Origin of the sequence: Aestuariivirga sp., from assembly GCF_020252405.1 — a bacterium.
Lineage (GTDB): Bacteria > Pseudomonadota > Alphaproteobacteria > Rhizobiales > Aestuariivirgaceae > Aestuariivirga.
The window spans coordinates 1-19,028 of the sequence record NZ_JADCDA010000009.1 but is presented as its reverse complement, the minus strand read 5'-3'; the positions used below and the strand labels follow the sequence as shown (position 1 = coordinate 19,028).

Annotated in this window: 20 protein-coding genes and 1 pseudogene; 3 read left to right on the top strand and 18 right to left on the bottom strand. The window is 67.0% G+C overall.

What is annotated here, in order from left to right; translation table 11 throughout:
- From IOC69_RS02645 to gspM, 6 genes are all read right to left on the bottom strand, one after another.
- A partial coding sequence (locus IOC69_RS02645) for a GTP-binding protein (RefSeq protein ID WP_290541975.1) occupies positions 1-119 on the bottom strand: 119 nt, incomplete at its 3' end.
- A gap of 23 nt (positions 120-142) precedes the next feature.
- Positions 143-2,215 (bottom strand): elongation factor G, encoded by a 2,073-nt coding sequence (fusA, locus tag IOC69_RS02640; RefSeq protein WP_290541973.1) that lies wholly within the window; start codon positions 2,213-2,215, stop codon positions 143-145.
- Between the two features lie 21 nt (positions 2,216-2,236).
- Positions 2,237-2,707 (bottom strand): 30S ribosomal protein S7, encoded by a 471-nt coding sequence (rpsG, locus tag IOC69_RS02635; protein WP_290541972.1) that lies wholly within the window; start codon positions 2,705-2,707, stop codon positions 2,237-2,239.
- An 18-nt stretch (positions 2,708-2,725) separates the two neighbouring features.
- Positions 2,726-3,097, bottom strand: coding sequence for a 30S ribosomal protein S12 (rpsL, locus tag IOC69_RS02630; RefSeq protein ID WP_290541971.1), 372 nt, complete (start codon positions 3,095-3,097; stop codon positions 2,726-2,728).
- A gap of 579 nt (positions 3,098-3,676) precedes the next feature.
- The gene (locus IOC69_RS02625; protein WP_290541970.1) at positions 3,677-4,414 is read right to left on the bottom strand and encodes a hypothetical protein; all 738 of its coding nucleotides are present in this window, start codon (positions 4,412-4,414) and stop codon (positions 3,677-3,679) included.
- On the bottom strand, positions 4,411-4,986 hold the full coding sequence (gene gspM, locus IOC69_RS02620) for a type II secretion system protein GspM (protein ID WP_290541969.1): 576 nt from the start codon (positions 4,984-4,986) through the stop codon (positions 4,411-4,413). Before gspM ends, IOC69_RS02625 begins: the two co-directional genes overlap by 4 nt.
- Before the next feature lie 111 nt (positions 4,987-5,097).
- On the opposite strand from gspM, the gene IOC69_RS02615 reads away from it, so the two are divergent.
- Complete coding sequence (locus IOC69_RS02615; RefSeq protein WP_290541968.1) at positions 5,098-5,463, top strand: hypothetical protein; 366 nt, start codon at positions 5,098-5,100, stop codon at positions 5,461-5,463.
- Positions 5,464-5,474: 11 nt separating this feature from the next.
- Here IOC69_RS02615 and IOC69_RS02610 read toward each other — a convergent pair whose 3' ends face one another.
- The 9 genes from IOC69_RS02610 to IOC69_RS02570 all read right to left on the bottom strand — a co-directional run bounded on the left by IOC69_RS02610 (position 5,475) and on the right by IOC69_RS02570 (position 13,302).
- Positions 5,475-6,557, bottom strand: coding sequence for a PilN domain-containing protein (locus tag IOC69_RS02610; protein ID WP_290541967.1), 1,083 nt, complete (start codon positions 6,555-6,557; stop codon positions 5,475-5,477).
- Between the two features lie 2 nt (positions 6,558-6,559).
- On the bottom strand, positions 6,560-7,504 hold the full coding sequence (locus IOC69_RS02605) for a type II secretion system protein GspK (protein ID WP_290541966.1): 945 nt from the start codon (positions 7,502-7,504) through the stop codon (positions 6,560-6,562).
- Positions 7,501-8,193 carry a prepilin-type N-terminal cleavage/methylation domain-containing protein gene (locus IOC69_RS02600; protein ID WP_290541965.1) on the bottom strand — a complete coding sequence of 231 codons (693 nt, stop codon included), beginning with the start codon at positions 8,191-8,193 and terminating at the stop codon, positions 7,501-7,503. The genes IOC69_RS02605 and IOC69_RS02600 overlap by 4 nt, the downstream gene beginning before the upstream one ends.
- Positions 8,190-8,564 carry a prepilin-type N-terminal cleavage/methylation domain-containing protein gene (locus tag IOC69_RS02595; protein WP_290541964.1) on the bottom strand — a complete coding sequence of 125 codons (375 nt, stop codon included), beginning with the start codon at positions 8,562-8,564 and terminating at the stop codon, positions 8,190-8,192. The genes IOC69_RS02600 and IOC69_RS02595 overlap by 4 nt, the downstream gene beginning before the upstream one ends.
- Positions 8,548-8,997 carry a GspH/FimT family pseudopilin gene (locus IOC69_RS02590; protein WP_290541963.1) on the bottom strand — a complete coding sequence of 150 codons (450 nt, stop codon included), beginning with the start codon at positions 8,995-8,997 and terminating at the stop codon, positions 8,548-8,550. The genes IOC69_RS02595 and IOC69_RS02590 overlap by 17 nt, the downstream gene beginning before the upstream one ends.
- Complete coding sequence (gene gspG / locus IOC69_RS02585; protein ID WP_290541962.1) at positions 8,978-9,433, bottom strand: type II secretion system major pseudopilin GspG; 456 nt, start codon at positions 9,431-9,433, stop codon at positions 8,978-8,980. The genes IOC69_RS02590 and gspG overlap by 20 nt, the downstream gene beginning before the upstream one ends.
- Positions 9,434-9,451: 18 nt before the next feature.
- Positions 9,452-10,660 carry a type II secretion system F family protein gene (locus tag IOC69_RS02580; protein WP_290541961.1) on the bottom strand — a complete coding sequence of 403 codons (1,209 nt, stop codon included), beginning with the start codon at positions 10,658-10,660 and terminating at the stop codon, positions 9,452-9,454.
- The gene (locus IOC69_RS02575) at positions 10,660-12,315 is read right to left on the bottom strand and encodes a GspE/PulE family protein (protein WP_290541960.1); all 1,656 of its coding nucleotides are present in this window, start codon (positions 12,313-12,315) and stop codon (positions 10,660-10,662) included. The genes IOC69_RS02580 and IOC69_RS02575 overlap by 1 nt, the downstream gene beginning before the upstream one ends.
- Positions 12,316-12,378: 63 nt before the next feature.
- The gene (locus IOC69_RS02570) at positions 12,379-13,302 is read right to left on the bottom strand and encodes a hydrogen peroxide-inducible genes activator (protein ID WP_290541959.1); all 924 of its coding nucleotides are present in this window, start codon (positions 13,300-13,302) and stop codon (positions 12,379-12,381) included.
- Between the two features lie 150 nt (positions 13,303-13,452).
- Between IOC69_RS02570 and katG the strand changes: the two genes are divergently transcribed.
- Entirely contained in the window at positions 13,453-15,660 is a 2,208-nt protein-coding gene (gene katG, locus IOC69_RS02565) for a catalase/peroxidase HPI (protein WP_290541974.1), read from the top strand.
- A 116-nt stretch (positions 15,661-15,776) separates the two neighbouring features.
- Here the strand turns inward: katG and IOC69_RS02560 are convergent, their stop codons facing one another.
- Positions 15,777-16,604: an LssY C-terminal domain-containing protein gene (locus tag IOC69_RS02560; RefSeq protein WP_290541958.1), complete on the bottom strand. Its 828-nt coding sequence runs from the start codon at positions 16,602-16,604 to the stop codon at positions 15,777-15,779.
- A 214-nt stretch (positions 16,605-16,818) separates the two neighbouring features.
- Here IOC69_RS02560 and IOC69_RS02555 point away from each other — a divergent pair, with 214 nt between their 5' ends.
- Complete coding sequence (locus IOC69_RS02555) at positions 16,819-17,469, top strand: GPP34 family phosphoprotein (protein WP_290541957.1); 651 nt, start codon at positions 16,819-16,821, stop codon at positions 17,467-17,469.
- A gap of 66 nt (positions 17,470-17,535) precedes the next feature.
- Here IOC69_RS02555 and IOC69_RS02550 read toward each other — a convergent pair whose 3' ends face one another.
- Together IOC69_RS02550 and IOC69_RS02545 are read right to left on the bottom strand one after the other, a co-directional pair.
- Positions 17,536-18,516 (bottom strand): NAD(P)H-binding protein, encoded by a 981-nt coding sequence (locus IOC69_RS02550; protein ID WP_290541956.1) that lies wholly within the window; start codon positions 18,514-18,516, stop codon positions 17,536-17,538.
- 135 nt (positions 18,517-18,651) lie between these two features.
- Positions 18,652-19,028: pseudogene (locus IOC69_RS02545) on the bottom strand (patatin family protein); the annotation flags it as partial.

Genomic DNA, 19,028 nt, shown 5'->3' with positions numbered 1-19,028 from the left:
CCCGTCTCCGCCAGAACCTTGGTGATCGCCGCCGTCAGCGACGTCTTGCCGTGGTCAACGTGGCCGATCGTGCCAATGTTGCAATGCGGCTTGTCGCGGTTGAATTTCTCTTTGGCCATCGGATGTCTCCGTTCTCAGCTGATTACGCGTATTTCTTCTTGATCTCTTCGGCCACCTGGCCCGGAACCTGGGCATAGTGGTCAAACTGCATGGTGTAGGACGCGCGTCCCTGGCTCATCGAGCGAAGGTTGTTGATGTAGCCGAACATATTGGCGAGCGGCACAAGCGCGTTGATGATGTTGGCGTTGCCGCGCATCGAGGTGCCCACAATCTGGCCACGGCGGGAGTTGAGGTCGCCGATCACGGAACCGACGAACTCTTCCGGCGAGGTGACCTCGACCTTCATCAGCGGCTCGAGCAGCACCGCGCCGGCGTTCTCGAAGGCTTCGCGCATGGCCGCGCGGGTGGCGATTTCGAAGGCGATCGCGGAGGAGTCGACTTCGTGGTAAGCGCCGTCAACCAGCGCGACCTTGAGATCGACGACCGGGAAGCCGATCAGCGGACCCGACGTCAGCACCGAGTTCAGCCCCTTTTCGACGCCGGGGACATACTCCTTCGGCACGGAGCCTCCGACGATGCGGGACTCGAAGGCATTGCCGGCGCCGGCCTCGTTCGGCTCGATTTCGAGGATGACGCGGGCGAACTGTCCGGTGCCGCCCGTCTGCTTCTTGTGGGTGTAGTCCTTCGTCACCTTGCGGGTGATGGCCTCGCGGTAGGCGACCTGCGGGGCGCCCACCTGGACCTCAACCTTGTGGGTGCGCTTCAGGATATCGACCTTGATGTCGAGGTGAAGTTCGCCCATGCCCTTGATGATGGTCTCGCCGGACTCGGAGTCAGTGGAGACGCGGAAGGACGGATCCTCGGCCGCAAGCTTGTACAGCGCGACGGCCATCTTTTCCTGGTCGCCCTTGGTCTTGGGCTCGACCTTCATCTCGATGACGGGATCAGGGAATTCCATCTTCTCGAGGATGACGGGCTTGCTGGGGTCGCACAGCGTGTCGCCGGTGCGGCTGTCCTTGAGGCCCACGAGGGCGACGATGTCGCCGGCATAGGCTTCCGCGATTTCCTCGCGGTTGTTGGCATGCATCAGAACCATGCGGCCAACACGCTCGGACTTCTCGCGGGTGGAATTCAGGAGCGCCATGCCCTTGGAGAGAACGCCGGAATAGATGCGGCAGAAGGTCAAGATTCCATATTGGTCGTCCATCAGCTTGAAAGCCAGGAGCGACAGCGGCGCGGTGTCGGAGGAAGGACGGGTGGTCTCTTCGCCGGTCTTGGGGTCGATGCCCTTGATGGCCGGACGGTCGAGCGGCGAGGGGAGATAGTCGACAACGGCGTCGAGCAGCGGCTGAACGCCCTTGTTCTTGAAGGCCGATCCGCAGAGGACAGGGAAGAAGGCGCCGGTCAGAACGGCCTTGCGCAGCAGCTTCTTGATGGTCGGGTTGTCGATTTCCTTGCCGTTGAGATAGTCGTCCATGGCCTGGTCGTCGAGTTCGGCGCAGGCTTCCACCATGTCGGCGCGGGCAGCTTCCGCGGCGGCCAGCAGGTCGGCCGGGATTTCTTCATCGTGGAACTTGGCGCCGAGCGCCTCGTCCTCCCAGACCACGGCCTTCATGCGGACGAGGTCGATGATGCCCTTGAAGTTGCTCTCCGCGCCGATCGGCAGCTGGATCGGGACGGGCCTGGCGCCCAGGCGCTCCCTGATGTCCTTGATGCACTGCTCGAAGCTGGCGCCCGTCTTGTCCATCTTGTTGCAGAACACGATGCGCGGGACGGAGTACTTGTCGCCCTGGCGCCACACGGTCTCGGTCTGGGGCTCGACGCCCTGGTTCGAGTCGAGCACACAGACCGCCCCGTCAAGCACGCGCAGCGAACGCTCGACTTCGATCGTGAAGTCGACGTGCCCGGGGGTGTCGATGATGTTCATCCGCTTGCCGTTCCAGAAGGCGGTGGTGGCGGCCGACGTGATGGTGATGCCGCGCTCCTGCTCCTGCTCCATGAAGTCCATGGTCGCGGCGCCGTCATGGACTTCGCCGATCTTGTGGGACTTGCCGGTGTAATAGAGGATGCGCTCGGTGGTCGTCGTCTTGCCGGCATCGATGTGGGCCATGATGCCGAAGTTGCGATAGTCCTCAAGTGGGTGGGCGCGGGGCATGATCTTCGTGTCCTGTGGCTCTTACCAGCGGTAATGCGAGAAGGCGCGGTTCGCTTCCGCCATCTTGTGGGTGTCTTCGCGCTTCTTCACGGCGGTGCCGCGGTTCTGCGATGCGTCAAGCAGTTCGCCCGACAGACGGTCGACCATGGTGGTCTCGTTGCGGTTGCGGGCCGCGGTGATGATCCAGCGGATGGCGAGGGCCTGGCGGCGCTCGGTGCGGACCTCGACGGGCACCTGATAGGTGGCGCCGCCCACGCGGCGGGAGCGGACCTCGATGGCCGGAGCCACGTTGTTGAGGGCCTCGTGGAACACCTGGACCGGGTCAGCCTTGGCCTTGGCCTGGATCTTGTCGAAGGCGCCATAAACGATGCCTTCGGCGACCGACTTCTTGCCCTCATACATGAGGTTGTTCATGAACTTCGAGACGACAAGATCTCCGAACTTCGGATCCGGATTGATTTCACGCTTCTCGGCGCGGTGACGACGCGACATTTCTGGCTCTCCCCGATCTTACTTCGGACGCTTCGCGCCGTATTTCGAACGGCGCTGACGGCGCTTGACGATGCCCTGGGTGTCGAGCACGCCGCGGATGATGTGATAGCGCACCCCCGGAAGGTCCTTCACGCGGCCGCCGCGGATCATCACCACGGAATGTTCCTGCAGGTTATGGCCCTCGCCCGGGATGTAGCTCACGACTTCGAAGCCGTTCGTCAGGCGAACCTTGGCCACCTTGCGCAGAGCCGAGTTCGGCTTCTTGGGCGTGGTGGTGTAGACGCGCGTGCAAACGCCGCGTTTCTGCGGGCAGGCCTGCATCGCCGGGACCTTGTTGCGGTAGGCCGGCGCCTGGCGTGGCTTGCGAATAAGCTGGTTGATCGTCGGCATTGTGGCCTTGTCTCTACCTTCGAACCCGATTGCACATAACAAATACACCAGCGCAATCCGGGCTCCTGGATTGCGCAGTGCTCAAAACCAGAGGACCATGGAGCCGGCAGGGCCCACAGGGTCGTGACCTTGAATGTTCTTCATCGCTGCCCTCGAAAGCGTTTCGGCGCGCGGGGCGACGACGGGCCTGCCGTTGGGAAGCGTGGCGGGTTCTACGGGGAGGAGCGCGCGCTGTCAACCCCAAAAAGCGGCCATTTTGCCGGGTGAAACAGCCAGTTCGGGCAGGTTGCGAGGGGCCACTGCGCGCTGCGCACACAATTCTGCCGTCGCTGGCGACCCATTGCCACAATGAACCGTTGTCCGGCCACTTGGATGCCCGTTTCGGACCCGATTCTGCCGCCTCCCGGTTGTAGATGACCCATCTGGCACCGTCATCGGCCTGATCGAGCCGGGAGGTGATGTTCCAGGATCCAAGACCATGATCCGCAAAAGTGGAACCCGCTTTTGCGGCCAGATCATGCTCAAGCTATTGAGCTGGCGCATGTTTGACCAGGTGATCCCACCTGACTGGAACATGCGCTAACCTCCAGAACCGCGCGGGGGTTGGCGGTAAGGCAGGGAGCGGGGGTCTGGCATGCCGGGGGGCTGCCCCGCCGATGGCATGGGAAGCGGCAGCGGCGGGGGCATGGGTTGCGTCTGGCCCTGATTGGTCATGGCCGGGTCGCTGGCCGGGTCGCTGGCCGGGTCGCTGGCCGGAACGTCAGCCCGCTGGCTGGTGGTGTCGAACAGGCTGAAAGTAACGGCGTTCTCCGGCGTGCCGATCGCCACCGTGCGCTCGCCGATATCGATGACGCTCCAACTGTCGACGCTTTCGCCCTTGCGCAGGTAAACGACATCGCCGCTCGAGACGATATGCAACGCCGCGATGCGACCGTCTGGCCCCGAGGCGACACCCAGCAGCTGGTAATTCTCCGGCCCTGGACCCTGCACCGGCGGGGGCGGCGGAGGTGGCGGGGGCGGGGGCGGCGGGGGCTCAGGCGGCGGCTCGGCCACCGGCGGCGGGGGCTCCGGCGGCGGCTCCGCCGGGCGCGGTCGGCGCGAGGGGTTGAAAAGCGGCCGGTCGGCGATGGCCAGGAAGGCCTCGGGATCGAGGCCCTGCAACGGGTTCAGCTTCACCCCGGCGGCGCGCGGGCCCCCGGTTGTGACGGCTGCGGGATCGCCGCCGCTGCGTATCTGGAAATGGCCCAGATACTCATAGCCGAGGTAGCCGCCAAGAAGGGCGGCAACGGCCGTCAACCCCGCCAGTCGCCTGTTCACGGCTGCGTCCTCCATCCAAAGGCCTCGATCCGCACCGTCATGCGCAGCGACTCGGACGGGTAGGGATCGCCCTCACCCGCCGCGGCGGCGGGTTGGATCTCAAGGCCGGTCACGAACATCACCGGCAGGCGGGACTCGACGCCCGTGAGAAAATCCCGCAGCTGGCCGATGCTGCCTTCGGCATCCATGCTCAGCCGGTAGGGCACCGAGCCTTCGCCATCGCCCGGATCGACGGGCTGCATGCGCTTCACCGCAAGGCCGGCGGCCGTGGCGGCGTCGCCCGCCACCGACTGAAACCTGGCGAAGGCAAGGCCCGGCGTCGCCCCTTCGAGAAACATCGGGGCCACGTCATCGGCGGCGGTGAGGCGCGTGGCGCCCTCGCGCGCCGCCTTCGCCGTGCGGGCGGCAACCAGATCATAGCCGGACTGGGCCTGGACCAGCCGCCCGGCTGCCTGGGCGTGCCATTCCAGCAGCAGATAGGCCGCGACCGCCGCCGCCAGCGCGGCGACGGCGAGAACCGCGACGCCCTTGCGCCCCTCTCCCGACAGCGTCTTGACGGAGGGGACGATCATCAGCCAGCAGCCCCCACGCCCGGTTCCGCCGCGTCGACAAGCGCCGGCGCTCCCGCTATGACTCGCGGCATGCTGCCTGCTCCGTTCCGATCAAACATATCCCTGGCCTTCATGTCTTTGGCCGTGCTGGCCGGCGCGCCGGCGGCGCGGGCGGAAACGCTCGATTGCCTGATCAGCCGGGGCAATTTGTGTTTTTCCACCGGCTGCACCAACAGCGGCAAGGGCCAGCGCATGGTGCTGGACCTCGCCGCGGGCCGTTTCCGGCTGTGCCCCAACCGCTTCTCGGACCGCGATTGCACCGAAGCGCCGATGCAGTTCGACATCCGCGACACGTCGATTGTTGGCATCAGCAAGGAAGGCCCGGAGATTTCCGCCCGCGCGGTGTTCATGAACCGGGTGACCGGGGCGCTCAGCACCTCGCTGCTGGCGGCCGGCATGTCGGCGGTCGATTTCGGCAGCTGCGAAATTCCGCGCTGACAGCGGCCCGCTCATGGCGCGCCTCCCGGCGACGGCGCCTTTTCGAGCGTGGCGATGAGGGAGAACACGTCGGCATTGCTGTTCTGGTCAAGTTCGGTGGCGGCGGCAAAATTGACGCCCTCGAATTCCGGCGAGGCCTCAAGCAGCTGGATGAGATCGGGAACGCCGCTGCCCTGCCCCTTGATGGTGATCTGATCGCCCACAAGGTCGAGCGACAGCAGGTGCACATTGTCAGGCAGAAGCCGGGACAGCTCGTTGAGGACGGCGACGGCTGACAGCCGGTTCCGCCGCGCCTGGAACAGGCGGTTGGCGGCGGTGATCTGCGGGGGTTCGCCGGCGGGCGTCCCGCCCGGCTTCAGCGACCCCATAAGCGATGCGGTTTCCGCCTCGAGGCGGGTGGCCTCGGAGGACGTCCGGTAGATCCAGAACAGGCCAAGTCCGGTGAGCAGCGCCAGAACCGCCGCGGCGGTCCGGGCCAGCCGCGCGGCGCGGGCGCGCGCCCCGCGGCGCACGTCGTCACCGCCCAGATCGATGGCCACCGGCTGGCCATCCGGCAGCAGCACCGAGGCGGCCTTCACCTCCACCCCCACGCGGCGCAGCGTGGCGGCGATATCTTCAAGAAGCGACCGGCTTACCACCGCAACGTCAACGCGCACATGCTGCGGATCGCCGGCGATGGCGGAGGAGCGCATGCCATAAAGGCATTGCGCGAGCGGCCACGGGGCAAGGCTTTCGACCTTGTTGCGGACGATGGCGCGCAGCACGCCGTCCGGCTGCTGCGGCAGAACGATTTGCTGGCTGACCGACTGGTCGGCCGCGAAATTGAGCGCCACCTGGGACCCCAGACCCTGGGCGAGCTGGCGCATGACCTCCGGCAGGGCCGCCTGCGGGCGGCCCGCGGCGGACAGGAGGACCTCGGCAGACCCACCGCGGCGGCGCAGCGCCTCGATGCCGCCGGCATGGACGCGGAGTTCAACCGCCGGCTGCTCGCCCAGGGCCCGGTGCAGCGCCAGTTCCTCGGCCAGCGCCAGCACCGGAAACCGCAGGCCGTTCCAGATGCTGGCGAAGGAGAGCGTGATGTTGTTGTCGGCCATCGTCATTCTTCCTCGAGCGCCAGCGTGCCGAAGGGCATCAGCGCCTCCGGCGTCACGCGCACCACGGCGCGTGCCGCACTGCCCGGCAGGATACCGGGGCCGCCAGCGAGCCTGACCTCGATCATGAAGACGCGTGGCCGCCTCAGGCTGAGCAGGCCCGGCAGCCGCTGGATCAGCTGCTGCAGGCGGCTGTCATCCTTGCCTGCCCCCTTCCTGCGCGCCATCGCTATGTCCGAAATGTCCCTGTTCGTCAGACCTGGTATGGACTGCAGCACCTCATCGGGCGCTGCAAGCGGATTTATCTGCCCGGTGGGATTATAAACCGTGAGAACTGGCGCGAGCGCCGCCGCGTCGGCGGACTCGATGCCCAGCAGGGCGGGCATCTGGTCCAGCGACAGAAAGACGATGGGCGCCACCGGCGGCTTCGCGCCCTCGCTGCCGGGGACGGCTGCGTTGAGATTGCGGTTGGCGGGCGGCGGGCGGCCGACCTTTGCCGGAGGCTGCCCGACGTCCGAACCGGGTGCGGCCTGCTTGCGGAGCTCCGTTATCTTTTCCGCCAGACCATCCGCCGCCTTGCCGAGACCGCCGGAACGGGCCACGGCCTCGATCAGCTGGGGGTCCGACCGGTTGAGGTCGGCGAGGCCGCCGGCGTCGCGCAGGCTGACGGTGGCCGAGACGCCGTTGCCGAGATCGACGGCTTCGTTATCGCCCGTGAACAACAGGCGCCTGTCGTCCGGCGCGGCGAGTATCAGGGCCTTGGCGGCCTCGATGCCGGAGCGCAGGGCAAGATGCGAGGCGAGGCGGCGCTGCTCCAGCTGCTCGTTGCCGATTCCGGCGCGCGTCAGCGCCGCGGCCGCCACCACCATCACCGACATGATGGCCACGGCGAGCAGCACCGCAACGAGGATGATGCCGCGTTCGGCGGCGGCATGCCGCGCGCGGCTCATTGCGTGGCCTCCGCCTGGCCGCCGCCGCAGCGCGCGTCGCGGTTGCCGGCGCAATCGACCTCCGAATCGATCGCCAGCGACTGCACGAAGCCCGGCACGCGCAGCAGGCCGGTGGCGGTGTCAGTGACCGTCAGGCGGATTTGTTCGGGCATCGCCTCCGCCGCCGTCCAGCGGTCGCTCCATTGGCGCTGGCCGGAGCGCTGGGCGCGATAAGCGAAAGCGATGTCATAGGGACCGGACAGCAGGACCACGGGGTCGCGCCACTTCGGCAGCGCATTGCCGACCCGCACCGGGAACGGCGCGCGCTCGCGCAGCAGCACGCTCTGGCCATCCTGGCGGGCGATGCTGAGACGCACCAGGTAAAGGCCGGCATCGGCGAGGGCGGCTTCCTCCCGCAGGGGATAGATCATGACGTTGGGGGCGCCGTCGAAAACATAACCGTCGAACTGGTCCGGCGGGGCCGGACGGCGGATCTTGGCAATGCGCGCCACATCGCGACCGAAAATGCCGGCGGCCGAGCCGATCTCCGATTGCTCGCCAAGGCTGCGGCGCGTCCGCGCGGCGCCCTTGTCCACGGCCGACATCGCCATGTTGAGGGATACGAGGATCAGCGAGGCCAGAACCAGCGACGCCAGCACCTCGATGAGTGTGAAGCCGGCCTCGCTGCGGCGTGAGGGCGGGCGCATCATCGGCTGAGCTTCAGCGCCGTGCCGGCGACCTGGCCGCCGCGGCCCCAACCCACGGAGGCGGTGAGGCGATACATGCGGTAGGGACCGTCGAGCCTGGCTGGCGCCTCCGCGGGCTCGATGATCAGCTGCCAGCGGTAGGGGCCGGAATCGCCCGCGCGCCGGGCGGGCGCGGTCTGGCCCGCGGCCAGCTCGTCCTCGAGGATCGACTGCAGGATGAGGCGCGCGCCCAGATGCCGGTCGAGCGTGGACACGCCCTTCAGCGAGCCGCCGACGCCGGTGGTGAGCACGGCAATGGCGCTCGCCGCCACCGCGAGGGCGCACAGCACCTCGACCAGCGAAAACCCGCTCTGGCCTTCACAGCGCCTGGACATTGGCCCGGCCCGTCAGCCAGTTGATGCGGAGGCCATAGGTGCGGCCGCGGAAGCCGAAGGCCAGTTCGCCGCCCGTCGAGGCGCCGGAGGGAAAGAAGCGCACGGCCGGGAGGCCGCCGTCCTTGGGAACGGCAATCCGCGCATCAAGCGACAGGCCGCGTGGCATCACCAGCGAGCGGCCGCCCGCCAGGCTGAGGCGGCGCGCCTTCACGTCGATCGTCACCGCCGCCGGACTGCGGGTTTCGATGGCCTGGGTGCGCGCATCGCGGAACAGCGCCTCGGCCTCGACCAGAAAGGAGCGGGCCCGCGCCGACTCGAGGCTTGACTGACCGATCGACATGACGGCCGTGGCCGACAGCGCCAGGATCACCAGCACCACCAGCAATTCGAGCAGGGTGAAACCTGCCTGTGCCTCAGTTCGAGATGTCGGCATTCTCATCGGAGCCGCCTTCCTTGCCGTCAGCGCCCAGTGTCCTGATTTCGAAGGAACTGCCGTTTTCTCCGGACTGGTAGATATAGGGCCGACCCCACGGGTCCTGCGGCACGTCGGCCTTGGAGAGATAGGGGCCGTTCCAGCCCGCGACATTGCCGGGCGATTTGACCAGCGCGGCGAGCCCTTCGCTGGACGTCGGATAGCGGCCGGCGTCGATGTGGAAAAGCTGAAGCGCTGTCACCATGCTTTCGATCTGGACTTGCGCCGTCTTGGCGCGCGAACTGCCCAGATAGCCGATGACGCGCGGACCGATGATCGAGGCCAGCAGCACGAGGATCACCAGCACGACGAGAAGCTCGACGAGGGTGAAGCCGCTCTGGCCCTTTCGCCGCCGGGCCTTGCCGCGGAGCTGCTTCTGGATGGCGTTCGAGATCATGAATTCAAACCCTGATTGTCAAAGTGCAAGATCGTTGATGGAGATGACCGCGCTCATGAGCGAGGTGATGATGAAGCCGACGAAGACGCTGAGCCCCAGGATGATGATCGGTCCCAGCAGCGACACGGTGCGGTCGGTCAGCCCGTCGAGCTCGTCGTCCAGAATGTCGGTGACGCGCAGCAGGCTGGGCGTGAGGTTGCCGGTCTCGGCGCCAACCTTGATCATGCGCGCCAGCAGGGGCGGCAGGATTTTCGAGCGTTCGAGCGGCGCCACGAAATCCTCGCCCCTCCGCAGCGCCACTTCCATCTGCCCCGCCGCGTTGAGGATGCGCCGGTCGGGACTGGTGGAGGCGATCAGCTTGAGGCTCGCCTGCAGGTTCATGCCCGCGGCGGAGAGCGTGCCGAGCAGGCGGCAGAATTGCGCCACCTCCGACTTCAACAGCAGCTTGCCGAGCAGCGGCAGGCGCAGGGCCAGGTCGCGCATCAGGCGGGGAAGCGCGCTGCGGGTCCAGAGATAGCCCATGGCCAGAACGCCTGCCGCAACCACGGCGGCCAGCGTGACGCCGTTGGCGATGAGCCAGTCGGAGGCGTTGAGCACCATTTTGGCCGAGTCGGGAACGGGCGCGCCGCTGCCCGCGATCATGTCCTTGATGCCGGGCACCACCGAGACCATGAGGAAAATGACGACGCCGATCGACAGCACCACCAGCATGACCGGATAGACCAGCGCCGAGGTGACCTTGCCGCGCACCTTCTGCTCGCGCTCGCGCGCGGTGGCCAGACGGTCCAGCACCGAACCCAACGTGCCGGTGGCCTCACCCACTTCAACCATGGAGAGATAGAACGGCGGGAAAGCGCCCGTCTCCTCCAGCGCGTCGTGAAAACTGCGGCCCTTGCGGATGGCGCCGCGCACGTCGGTGAGCGCCGCGGCGAGCGGCTTCGAGAAGGTTTCGCCCGACAGAATCTCGAGCGAGCGGTTGAGCGTGGTGCCGGCCTGCAGCAGCCAGGCGAGCTGGCGGGTGAAGCCCGTGAGCTCGGCGCGCGGAATGCGGCCGCCGGTGAGGCTCATGAAGGCCGCAGCGCCTTCGCCCGCGTCCTCGCGGATGTCGATCGGGTGCAGGCCCTGATCGGACAGCCGGCTGATGGCGAGCGACCGGTCGGCGCCCTCGATGACGCCAGCCACCCTTTCGCCCGAGTCCCTGATCGCTGAATAGCGGAAGCTGGCCATCAATCCTCCGACGTCACGCGGCCGAGTTCCTCGATGGTGGTGAGACCCGCGCGGCATTTGGCGAAACCGTCCGACATCATGCCCGGCGTGCCGGACTTGCGCGCCGCATGGGCGATGACGTCAGCCGAGACGCCCGGCTTGATGAGGCGGCGCAGCTGGTCGTCGATCACCATCGCCTCGAAGATGGCGGCGCGCCCGGCAAATCCCGTGTTGCCGCAATAGGTGCAGCCGCGGGCCTTGTAAAGGGTGACGTCGGCATGGCCAGTCGCGGCGGCGCTTTCGGGCAATTGCGCGAGGAGTTCGCGCGGCGCCTCATAGGGCTCGCGGCAGTGGATGCACAGCTTGCGCACCAGGCGCTGGGCCACCACGCAGCGCAGCGTGGAGGCGATGAGATAGGCCTGGACGCCAAGGTCGAGCAGGCGGACGACGGCGCCCGCGGCGGAGTTGGTGTGCAGCGTGGTCAGCACAAGGTGGCCGGTGAGCGCGGCGTTCACGCCGATGCTCGCGGTTTCCGGGTCGCGCATCTCGCCGACCATGATGATGTCCGGGTCGAAGCGCAGCAGCGAGCGCAGCGTGCGGGCGAAGGACAAGCCGATCTCGCTGTGGATCTGAACCTGGTTGACGCCCTCGACCTGGTATTCGACCGGGTCCTCGATGGTCACGATCTTGCGGCGCGGATCGTTGAGCACGCCGAGCACGGCGGCGAGTGTGGTGGTCTTGCCGCTGCCGGTGGGGCCGGTCACCACGATCATGCCATGGGCGTGCTGTATCTGCTGGCGCAGCTTCGCCAGATCGGGCGGCGACAGGCCGAGCCGGTTGATGTCAGGCGCCTGGGTGTTGGAGCTGAGGAAACGGATGGCGATCGACTCGCCATGGATGGTCGGCATGGTGGCCACGCGAATGTCGTGCTCGCGCTCGGCGATGCGCAGGCGGGCGCGGCCGTCCTGCGGCAGCCGCTTCTCGGCGATGTTGAGGTTGGTGAGAATCTTGAGGCGCGAGACCGCGGCGCGGCCCAGTTCGTTGCCCAGCCTCTCGCGCTCTTCCAGCAGTCCGTCGACACGGTGGCGGACGGCGACATAACCGCGGGCCGGCTCGATGTGGAGGTCGGTGGCGCGCGCCGAGGAGGCTTCGCGGAACAGGCGGTTGACGAGATCGATGACCGGCGCGTCGAGGGCGAGGTCTTTCAGCGTGTCGTCATCGTCGCGTCCCGCCGGACCGGCAGCCTGGTCATTGGGCGCCCGCCCCTGATCAAGCCGTTCGATGGCGGAGAGAATCTGGTTGTCGGTGGCGAGCGACAGCGACAGGTCGAGCCCCGACGCGAGACGGAGCGCCGCGAGCGTGGCCTCGTCCGACGGGTCGCTGACGATCACCGACAGCCGGCCGCCATCGACCGCCGCCGGCAGCACGTGACGCTCGCGCATGAAGCGCAGCGAAATCGCCTCCGGCAGCACGCGCCCGCCGGGCCAGCTGCGGGCGAGGGGCAGATCGAACACCCGGCCAAGCTCGGTTGCCAGCACCTGCTGGTCAACCAGTCCGTGGCGCAGCAGCAGCCGGATTTCGGTGTTGCGGCCATCCGCCGCTTCGCCGAGAATCCGCGCCGCCTGCTCATCCGAGATGAGGGCCCGCTTCGAAAGATCGCTGAGAAGGTGTTTCACGGCATCACACTGTACAGGCGGAGGCTTGACCGCACAAATGGTGGTTGCGCCGTCGGAGCCCGATCAGGCGGGTTGCGCCTGGCCGGGCGCTGCACGCAGCGCCTCCGCCGTTTGCCGGACGATCCCGGCAATATCATGGAGCTGCCCGGCGAGCGGGCTCGACCGCCGCCAGATCATGCCGATGGTGCGGCGGGGCCGCGGCCGGGCGAAGCGCGACAGCGCCACGGCGGCGGAACGGGTCTCGACCGGGGCGGCCATTTCCGGGATGAAGGTGACGCCGATCCCCGCAGCCACCATCTGGACGAGGGTCGAGAGCGAGCTTGCCTCCAGCATCTCGCGCGGCTGCGCCGGGGCAAGGTTGCAGAAGGCCAGCGCCTGATCCCGGAAACAGTGCCCCTCCTCCAGCAGCAGCAGCCGCATATCCTTCAGCATGTCGGCGCTGGGCAGCGGCTCGCTGGCCTGCTCCAGCGGCCGGACGAACAAAAATTCCTCAACAAAAAGAGGGGCTTCGGAAAGCGATGGTTCGGAGACCGGCAGCGCCACGATGGCGGCATCGAGGCGGCCCTCGGAAAGCTCGCGCAGCAGCCTGGCGGTGAGGGTTTCCCGGACATGGATGTCGAGGGCCGGATAGAGGCGGTTCAGGCTGCGGACCAGCCCGGGCAGCAGATAGGGCGCGACGGTGGGGATGACCCCGATCCGCAGCCGGCCCGCGAACCAGCCCTGGAACGCGCGGGCAAGATCGCCCAGCTCATCCACGGCGCGCAGGATGTCACGCACGCGGGGCGCGAAGTCTTCGCCGAAGCGGGTAAGCCGCACCTGGCGCGGGCTGCGCTCGAACAGCCCGGCCCCGAGCGACAGCTCCAGATCGCGGATTTGCAGGGAGAGGGCGGGTTGCGACACGGCACATGCCTCCGCCGCCCGGCCGAAGTGGCCATGCCGGGCCAGCGCTTCGAAATAGCGCAGCTGGCGGAGGGTTAGGTTGTTCATAAGTTCTTCTAATCGCGATAATCAGAAAATTCAACTATTCCTCATCATGGGCCTGCGGTACGACAGCCGCAGCATTGACACATGGCGCGGGCAAAAAGCGGTCCGAGGACGCGCACCATGCGTGAATTCGACATCATCCGGAGGGAAATCATGGACAAGAAGCTTGCCGACACTGCCGCCCAGTGCCCGTTCCACGGGGCCCCGAAGCACGCCACATTCACCGGGCGCTCCAACGCCGATTGGTGGCCGAACCAGCTGAACCTCAGGATCCTGCACCAGAACTCGGCGCTTGCCAGCCCGCTGGCCCCCGGCTTCAGCTATGCCGACGCCTTCAGCAGGATCGATTACGCCGCGCTGAAGAAGGACCTGGCCGCGCTGATGACCCAGTCGCAGGACTGGTGGCCGGCGGATTACGGCCACTACGGCCCGCTCTTCGTGCGCATGGCCTGGCATTCGGCCGGCACCTACCGCACCGGCGACGGCCGCGGCGGTGCGGGCAACGGCACGCAGCGCTTTGCGCCGCTCAACAGCTGGCCGGACAACACCAACCTTGACAAGGCCCGCCGCCTGCTGTGGCCGGTCAAGCAGAAATACGGCAACCAGCTCTCCTGGGCCGACCTGATGATCCTTGCGGGCAACGTCGCCATGGAGACCATGGGCTTCAAGACCTTCGGCTTCGGCGGCGGCCGCGCCGACGTGTGGGAGCCGGAGGAGGACATCTACTGGGGCAACGAGGACACCTGGCTGGGCGACAAACGCTACACCGGCGACCGCGAACTCGAGAACCCGCTGGCCGCCGTGCAGATGGGCCTCATCTACGTCAACCCGGAAGGCCCCAACGGCAAGCCGGACCCGGTGGCCGCGGCCCGGGACATCCGCGAGACCTTCGCCCGCATGGCGATGAACGATGAAGAGACCGTGGCGCTGATCGCCGGCGGCCACACGTTCGGCAAGACGCATGGCGCCGGGCCCGCCACCAATGTGGGTCCCGAGCCGGAAGCCGCGGACATCTCCGCGCAGGGCCTTGGCTGGATGTCGAAGTACAAGAGCGGCAAGGGCGGGGATGCCATCACCTCCGGCCTTGAGGGTCCGTGGACCTCGACCCCCACGAAATGGAGCAACGATTATTTCGACAATCTGTTCAGCTATGAGTGGGAGCTGACCAAGAGCCCCGCGGGCGCCTGGCAGTGGAAGCCCAAGGACATCCAGCCCGACGACATGGCGCCTGATGCCGCCGACCCCACGAAGAAGGTGCCGGTGATGATGCTGACCACCGACCTCGCGCTGAAGGCGGACCCGGCCTACGAGAAGATCTCGCGCTTCTACCGCGAGAACCCGGACACCTTCGCCGATGCCTATGCGCGCGCCTGGTTCAAGCTCACGCACCGCGACATGGGCCCCAAGGTGCGCTACCTCGGCCCCGAGGTTCCCGCAGAGGACCTGATCTGGCAGGACCCGCTGCCGCCGCGCGATCATGACGTGATCGACGCCGCCGACGTCAAAGCGCTGAAGGCGAAGATCCTGGCCACGGGCCTCGGCATCGCCACGCTGGTCAACACCGCCTGGTCCTCGGCCGCAACCTTCCGCGGTTCCGACAAGCGCGGCGGCGCCAATGGCGCGCGCATCCGTCTCGCTCCCCAGAAGGACTGGGAGGTGAACCAGCCCGACACGCTCGCGAAGGTTCTCGCGGCGCTTGAGGGCGTGCAGAAGGAGTTCAACGCGGGCCAGACGGGCAAGAAGCGCGTGTCGCTCGCCGACCTCATCGTGCTCGGCGGCTCAGCCGCCATTGAGGAGGCCGCGAAGAAGGCTGGCCACAGCGTTGAAGTTCCCTTCATGCCGGGCCGTGTGGATGCCACGCAGGCGCAGACCGATGTGGAGAGCTTCGCGGTGCTGGAGCCCACGGCGGACGGCTTCCGCAACTACCTGAAGACCAAATACTCGCTCTCCGCCGAGGAGCTGCTGGTCGACAAGGCGCAGCTGCTGACGCTGACCGCACCGGAGATGACGGCCTTGATCGGCGGCCTGCGCGTGCTCAACGCCAACCACGGCCAGTCGCAGCACGGCGTGTTCACCAAGCGCCCGGAGACGCTGACCAACGACTTCTTCACCACGCTGCTCGACATGGGGCTGGAGTGGAAAGCGACGGGCCCGGCGGAAGACACCTTCGAACTGCGCGACCGCAGCACGGGCGCCGTCAACTGGACCGCGACGCGCGTCGACCTGGTGTTCGGCTCCAACTCGCAGCTGCGCGCGCTGGTCGAAGTTTATGGCCAGTCAGACGGCGAGAAGGCCTTCGTTCAGGACTTCGTCAAGGCCTGGACCAAGGTGATGAACGCCGACCGCTTCGACGTAACGTGAGCGGGATCACACCGTGCTTGAGGGAGGGCGGCGCGAGCCGCCCTTTTCGTTTGCGCCATATCAAAGCCTGAGCATGATCTTTTTGCAAAACCGGCGCCACTTTTGCGGATCATGCTCTACGCCTCCCCGTTCAGCATGGCGACGCTGACGTCGCCATCGAAGAGGTAGCGGTTGACGCGCCTGGCGGGCAGTTCGTTGCGTTCGTTGTAGGCGGTGACGGAGCTCACCTGGCCCATCTTCCGCAGTTCCGCGATGATGAGGTCGCGTTCGGCATTGGTGTCGGCCGCGGTGGCGTGGGTGATCTGGAAGGTGAGCCAGGTGAGCGAGAAGCCGGTGTCCTGCGTGGCCGCCCCCACCCAGAGGGACCGTTCATTGTCCGGTGTGCGGCCCGTGTGGAGCCAGAAGCCGGGTGTTCCGAGCGTCTTCTCCACCGCCGACTGGCTGATGCTCCAGAAGCGCACGTGGTGGCGCTTGCGCGGGCTGCCGTCGATGGCCTTCTGGAAGCCGATGTCCTGGCCGCGGCCGAACAGGAACAGCGTGCTGAAGGGCGCTGACGGATAGGGCTTGTTGAAGACGAAGGCCCTGGCCATGCGCCAGGAACTGGCGAGGCCCAGCGCATCGGCCTCGGTCCAGCCGATCCTGGCGAAGGCGGCGCGCAGCTGCGGCAGGGTTCCGATGAGCGCCAGGTTGACGGGATCGCCCGGCAGGCCGTCACCCGTCGTCGTGTATTCCGGCACGTGCTGGCGGTGCAGCAGCTTGACGGCGAGGCGGATGGCGCGTGGCAGGATGACATAGGCTGCGAGCCCATAGGTGACAGCGAGGGCGAAGATCCAGGGCAGCCGGTTGTCGGTGATGCGGAAGATGACATCGACGATCAGCCAGACCGTGAGGATGCCGAGCAGGAAAACCAGAATGTGGCGCCAGAGCCGCTGCAGCAGCCTCATTGTTCGGAACCAAAGGTTACACTGTGGGACGTCATCGGGCCACAGCCACCTCCCCGAGGTCTTTCGCCGGTGGCGCTCCGGGCCCCGGACATGCGGATTGTTGCCATTTCGCTTGTTTTTTAGCGGGTCGCGCGGGCAGTGACAATTGATGTTTCCGTCGCGTTGCGAAACTGGATATGCTGGTCCGGGATCATCTTGTGACGGGGCGATGGCCATGCTGACAGTTCCGGAGGAATTCCTTCTCCTCACCCTTAAGGATGAAGACGGCGGCTTCGTCGATATTCCGCTCGAATATCAGCGTGCAGGCTTTGTGGGCGCGGCGGTGATGGAACTGGCGATCGAGCGCCGCCTCGACAATGACGCCACCCGCGTGTGGATCGTGGACAAGACGCCGACCGGCAATGCGGCACTCGATCCCGTGCTGGCGCGCATGTCGGCGCCGGACTTCGACAGCAACCCCGACAACCTCATCGATCAGCTGATCGAGCTTGGCGATACGGTGCGCGAGCAATCGCTGAAGCGCCTGTGCGACAAGAAGGTGCTGATCGAAACCGAGGGTCGGCTTCTGTGGTTCCTGAAGACGCGGCGCTATCCCGCGGCCGGCGGCAAGGAAATGCGCGAGGTGAAGCTGCGGCTGCTCGAGGTGCTGCTGCGTGACGGCGCGCCCAGCCCGCGCGATTGCTGCCTCATGTCGCTGGCGGAAACCTGCGGCATCATCAGCCAGATCGTGCCGCAGTCGGAACTGAAGCTGGCGCGCGAGCGCATCGACAGGTTCTCGCGGACGGAACTCATCGGGCAGAACGTGAAACACTATGTGGAGATCTTCGAGCGCGCCATGGCGCTCGCCACACCGGCCCATATGTAGGCGTGGCGGGAAGATTATCCTCTTCGGCCTGGTTTCACCCGATCGCCCGCCCAATCACTCACCCCGTCAGAAGACGCGGTGCGCGCCCAGGTCCTGCTCCGCCGCGCCCGCGGCGACCGCGGCATAATGGTCGCGCAGCATGTCGCTGCCGAAGGACGGCGTGGCATCGGCATCGTAGCGGCCTCCCGTCTCATCCCACACAAGCATTGACTCGGTCGCATAGTAGCGGGCGATGCGGGCGAGTTCGGCCTTGGCGCGGAGCCTGGGTGAGAGGCTGCCCAGCGCCGAGAGCGTTGCAATGATTGCATCGAGCATGACCACCGGCGCGTGGCGGAAGCGGGGCTGTTGCCCCAGCAGCGCGAACAGCCACTCCCCCTGCTGGCGCGGGGTGAAGGCGGGACCCGGGCCGCCGATGGGCAGGATGCCGCGCAAGGACGGATCGCGCAGGCACAGGGCGAGATAACGAGCGAGATCGCGGTCGCTGATCGGCTTCGTCGCGGTGAGGCGGCCATCGCCGAAGAGCAGGAAGGGCTTGCCCTTGCGCACCCGCGCAATCTGGCCCGAGAGCGACTTGAAATAGGCGGTGGGGCGCACGATCGAATAGGCGAGCCCAGACTCCATGAGCAGCTTTTCGAAGGCGAGCTTGGCATGCTGGAAGGCGAGCTTCGGCTTCTGCACGCAGATTGCCGAGAGCAGCACCACATGGCGCACGCCCGCGCGGCGCGCTTCATCGAGCGCCGTCACATGCGCGGCATGGTCGATGGCCCAGGCATCCTCCGGCGCGCCGCTGCGCGAAGCGAGACAGGAGACCAGCACGTCGAACCGCTCGCCGCAAAAGCCGTGGTCGCGGAGGGAGCGCGGGTCCGTCACCTGGCCCGTGCGCGGAACGGCGCCCGGCGGCAGTCCTTGCGCTCCTCCGCGGACGAAGCAGACGACCTCATGGCCATCCTCCAGCAGGGCCTGCGCCGTGGCGCGGCCGATGGCGCCGGTGGCCCCCAGCAGCATCACGCGCCGCGCAGACTGTATGGAGGGCCCCGGACCCGTCATGCGCCAGCGGTCAGTGCGCTGCAATTCGACGCGGCGGTTGACGGCGCGGCGAGCGCCGCCGTCAAGAATTTGCGCATGGACATATCCTTTCGCGTTGGCCGGAACCGATCAGGTTGCGGAGGGTTCCGCGCATCCTCACGGCGGTTGGGTGGCCCATGGAATGCCGCGGCGGCCCAGTTCGAAACCGGTCTTGTAGAGCGCCAGCATGAAGGCCGGGTCGAAGGGCTCCGGCTCCTCCATCGTGAAACTGTCGGGCACCCAGATGGCGCGGAAGGCGATGCCGTCACGCAGCGCGGTGGTGTAGAGGCGATAAAGATCGCCCACGCCCTGCGAGGTGATGAGGGTGCTGACGGCACGGCCGACGATGGAGGCAAGCCGCGGCTTCACCATCTCGTAGACCGGCGTCACCCTGCCGTTGCGGATCACATAGAGGGTGCGCGCAATGCCGCTGCGGCCGTGCTTGGCATCCTGAGCCTTCACCGAGAAAGTGGAGGGGAAGAGGAAGGCCTGAT